This is a genomic window from Dolichospermum lemmermannii CS-548, assembly GCF_028330815.1.
Lineage (GTDB): Bacteria > Cyanobacteriota > Cyanobacteriia > Cyanobacteriales > Nostocaceae > Dolichospermum > Dolichospermum lemmermannii.
The window spans coordinates 1-4,069 of sequence record NZ_JAQMTJ010000160.1; the positions used below are offsets into that span (position 1 = coordinate 1).

Consider the following 4,069-nt stretch of genomic DNA (forward strand, 5'->3'; position numbering starts at 1 on the left):
ACCAATCACCAATCACCAATCACCAATCACCAATCACCAATCACCAATCACCAATCACCAATCACCAATCAAATTAATTTACAAGGACTTGGTAATGCTTGTTTTAGTAAAATTTCATATTCTTCACTACTAACATGATAAGCACCAAATCTGGCTAAATGAGGATTCATCATTTGCGCGTCAAATAGTAGAAATTTCCTTTCTCGTAATCTTTCTACCAATTTCACCATTGCCACTTTAGAACCTTCAGAAATATTGAAAAACATGGATTCACCAATAAAAATACCACCAATGACAATCCCTAAAATTCCCCCAGCTAATTCATCACCTTGCCAAGTTTCAAAACTATAAGCGTAACCAGTTTGGTAAAGTAACCAATAAATCTTTTCTAATTCTGGAGAAATCCAAGTTGTATCGCGGTTAGCACAGCCAGCAACCACACCCAAAAAGTCCCGGTTAACGGCTACTGTGAATCGTTCCTGGTTAAGAACACGCTGTAATGATTTAGGATAGCGAAAGCGTTCATCTAAAGGAATTAGAGTCCGTTCGTTACTTCCATACCATCCCAAGTTATTACTCTCATCAGACATGAGAAAATAACCTTGAGCATAACCCCGAATAATAGCAGCAACATCATATTCCATTGTCTTCTTCTGGGATTACCCACAGCACACAAATTCTATATAAAATATACAAACAAAAATGACTCAAGCAATTCCACCCATTACCTTACCACCTTCGGAAAATCCCCAAGAAGAAGGAGAATGGTTACAACAAAACTTGTTGCATTGGCTTGATCAAGAGTTTATTCCTGAAGCAATAAATCAAAATATAGCCCAGCGGGCATCACAGATTTTTGTGAGACAACGCATGGAAGGAGAAAATGATTTAGGTTCTCTGGTAATTGCCATTGTCACAGAGATGCAATCATTTGATTTTTCTAAAAGCTTTTTTGGGGAGTTTGCGATCGCCAACGCCGTTAGCGATCTACTCTTAGATAGTCTGGGAATTGATCATTGTTGTGGTCAATAATATCTTAGTTATTGGTAATTGGTGATTGGTAATTGGTAATTGGTAATTGGTAATAACAACTGACAACTAACAACTGACCACTAACAACTGACCACTGACAACTAACCACTGACAACTAACTACCAGCTAGACTTAACAACACCGGGTAACAAACCTTCATGGGCCCATTCCCGGAGGACGTTCCGAGATAGTCCGAAATCACGGTAAAAGCCTCTAGGACGACCAGTTAACCAGCAACGGTTGTGCTTACGATTAGGCGCACTGTTGCGAGGTAACTGTTGAATTTTGCGGTGAACTTCTAGCTTTAGCAACGGAGATGCTGCTGTTCTGAACTCTTCTAGTAGTGCTTCCCGCTTGTCAGCATACTTAGCTACCATTTTGGCGCGTTTCTTCTCGCGCTCAATCATACTCTTTTTCGCCATGAATTCCCTAATGTAATGAAAGACAGCATTCTCTATTCTACACCCTTACTCACAATTATAGGGACATGAGAAATAAATTTCCCCAACCCAATACTCCCCAATATTACTCTCTGAGACTCTGCGACTCTGCGAGAGACAAATTCATATCACACAAATCAGCCAATTCACAAAGATTACAACCAGGAGAACGGGCTTTACACACAGCCCGACCATGATAAATTAATCTAATTGACCAATTCTCCCAATGTGGTTGGGGTAATAACTTCATTAAATCTTTTTCAATCCCCACAGGTTCGGTATTTTTCGTCAAGCCCAAACGCTGACTTAACCGCTTAACGTGAGTATCTACTGTCACCCCAGCATTGATACCATAAGCATGGGCTAAAACTACATTTGCAGTTTTCCGTGCTACTCCTGGAAGTTTTAATAACTCTTCCATTTTGTTGGGAACAACAGCATTGAAATCACTGACAATCATTCGACAAGCACCTTGAATATTCTTGGCTTTATTGCGATAAAAACCCGTCGAACGTACCAATTCTTCTAACTCTGTTAAATCTGCATTTGCTAAACTTTCCGCATCAGGAAATCGCCCAAATAATCCTGGTGTAACTTTATTCACTCTTTCATCTGTACATTGAGCGGAAAGAATAGTTGCTACTAATAATTGTACAGGAGTTGCATAATCTAAAGAGCAAGTTGCATCAGGATAAAGATACTGAATACGGGCAAGAATTTCTAAAGCCCGTTGTTTTTTAGTTAATGATTTACGAGTCACGTCAGAGATTTTAAATTTAAGATTATTATTTGGTGTAGGGGTTTAACACTGCTCATTGGTGTCAACTTAGGTTACAGATACTTCGACAAGCTCAGTACAAGTGGCTTATTTGTTTGGCTTCCACACCCGTCAGGGAATAAATTCCCTGTCTCATAGCTCAAGTCCGTTAAAACGGACTAATAAATTTTCCTAGTATTTAGTCATCTTTTAGATGACTTTCGCTATTAGCAAGGAACTTGAGTTCCTTGCGGGATGAAGATTTTGCGTTAAGTTGACACCAATGAACACTGCTAAACCCCCTACAATTACTGGATTTACAATTTCTGAAATAATTGTTGGATAAATTCCAATTGAGTTGTTTCTTTCACAATTAAGAAAATACCTAATCCTAAAAGTAACACCAAACCAGTTTGCATCACACCTTCTTGAACTTTGTTAGGTAAAGGCCTACCAAATAATCCTTCAATTAATAAAAAGGCTAATTGTCCACCATCTAAAGCGGGAAGAGGCAAAATATTAATAATTGCCAAGTTAATACTAATAATTGCCGCAAAAGAAAATAAATTGGTGCTATCACTAGCGGCTAATTGTGCGCCAATTTGGACAATTTTCACGGGTCCAGAGACTTGTCCTACCGTTTGCCCAAAATTAGTAATTAACTGCCCAAAACCTTGGAATGTCCCCACAACTAACTGTTGAAAACGATTAGCTGCAACTTTGAGAATCTCCACGATATCTTGGGGACGGCGATAAATTGCTTTACCATTGGGACCTAATTCAATTCCCACTAGACCTTTACCATCAGCACCCTGTTTAGGAGTTAGTTTTAGGTTAGTTTGTTGGGTTTCGTGTTGAATTTTTAAGTCAATTTCCTGATTAGGATGGGTTTGAATTTCCTTTGTCAATAATGTAGTTGCGTCTTTACCTAGAGGAATTTCTTGGCCATTTACAGCCAGAATAATATCTCCTTCTCGAATTCCTGCTTGGTAAGCAACAGACTGTTCATTTACAGGTTTGACAAGGACACCGGGTTGATACTGAAATTCTTGGGGTATACCAACGATTCCCAATTGCAAAGCCAACATCAAATACGCAAAGATTAAATTTGCAATTACACCGGCACTAATGACAATAGCACGGTCTAAAACTGGGCGGTTACGCAGCAAATTGGGGTCATTGGGGGGAATTTCGCTATCTGGATCATCATCGGGAAAGCCGACAAAGCCACCCAAAGGGAAAGTGCGGATAGTGTATTCCGTTTCTGATCCTTGGTACTTTAAAAGAATCGGACCAAAACCCAAGGAGAAACGGTTAGCGTAAATACCTTGAGAACGGGCGGCTATGAAATGTCCAGACTCATGTACTAAGATCAAAATAGCCAAAACTGCGATCGCTGCTAAAACTGACATAGAGCAAATTAATCAAAATATTCGGAAATATATTCTTATTGTAGTTTGGGAATGGGCAGACAGACCCCATTTGCGGTGTTGGTTTTCTCTCAGTTGACACTCCCCCTAAGTTTTCTATCAAAATAACCTAAGAACCAATAAATTCGTACTTGGTCGTGCATATTTAACTGTATTTTTAACTTAATAGTAATAATTCCTATTTAGGTTCAGCAAATCCTCTCGATAATTAGTTTTTATGTACTAAATACATCCGTTTCCTTGGGGTGTGACAGTTGCGGGTGATGTCTTTGCGGATTTTAGTTTGTGTGACAGTTGCCTGTTGCTTTCTGAGTTCGAGGATTGATGGTGTGGTAGTTTGGCTGAAGGGGATGGGTTTAAGTTCATTAGCTTTTAGGGCTAAACCTCCCAGTAATAGCGGAAAACCATAG

Annotated in this window: 5 protein-coding genes and 1 pseudogene; 1 reads left to right on the top strand and 5 read right to left on the bottom strand. The window is 39.3% G+C overall.

What is annotated here, in order from left to right; translation table 11 throughout:
- Positions 1–68: 68 nt before the first annotated feature.
- Positions 69–644 carry a leucyl/phenylalanyl-tRNA--protein transferase gene (aat, locus tag PN450_RS10715; RefSeq protein ID WP_015080155.1) on the bottom strand — a complete coding sequence of 192 codons (576 nt, stop codon included), beginning with the start codon at positions 642–644 and terminating at the stop codon, positions 69–71.
- Positions 645–702: 58 nt separating this feature from the next.
- On the opposite strand from aat, the gene PN450_RS10720 reads away from it, so the two are divergent.
- Entirely contained in the window at positions 703–1,032 is a 330-nt protein-coding gene (locus tag PN450_RS10720; RefSeq protein ID WP_015080154.1) for a hypothetical protein, read from the top strand.
- Between the two features lie 119 nt (positions 1,033–1,151).
- Here the strand turns inward: PN450_RS10720 and rpsN are convergent, their stop codons facing one another.
- The 4 genes and pseudogenes from rpsN to PN450_RS10740 form a co-directional block, all read right to left on the bottom strand.
- A complete protein-coding gene (gene rpsN / locus PN450_RS10725; RefSeq protein ID WP_148759960.1) occupies positions 1,152–1,454 on the bottom strand; it encodes a 30S ribosomal protein S14 in 303 nt (100 codons plus the stop codon).
- A 103-nt stretch (positions 1,455–1,557) separates the two neighbouring features.
- Positions 1,558–2,232, bottom strand: a complete 675-nt coding sequence (gene nth / locus PN450_RS10730) for an endonuclease III (RefSeq protein ID WP_210422276.1) — start codon at positions 2,230–2,232, stop codon at positions 1,558–1,560.
- 314 nt (positions 2,233–2,546) lie between these two features.
- The gene (gene rseP / locus PN450_RS10735) at positions 2,547–3,641 is read right to left on the bottom strand and encodes an RIP metalloprotease RseP (RefSeq protein ID WP_271836259.1); all 1,095 of its coding nucleotides are present in this window, start codon (positions 3,639–3,641) and stop codon (positions 2,547–2,549) included.
- 265 nt (positions 3,642–3,906) lie between these two features.
- Positions 3,907–4,069, bottom strand: a pseudogene (locus PN450_RS10740) (DUF2854 domain-containing protein); the annotation flags it as partial.

Coding starts and splice junctions, on each gene's coding strand:
- rpsN (WP_148759960.1), bottom strand. CDS start 1,454: ATGGCGAAAAAGAGTATGATTGAGCGCGAGAAGAAACGCGCCAAAATG.
- aat (WP_015080155.1), bottom strand. CDS start 644: ATGGAATATGATGTTGCTGCTATTATTCGGGGTTATGCTCAAGGTTAT.
- PN450_RS10720 (WP_015080154.1), top strand. CDS start 703: ATGACTCAAGCAATTCCACCCATTACCTTACCACCTTCGGAAAATCCC.
- rseP (WP_271836259.1), bottom strand. CDS start 3,641: ATGTCAGTTTTAGCAGCGATCGCAGTTTTGGCTATTTTGATCTTAGTA.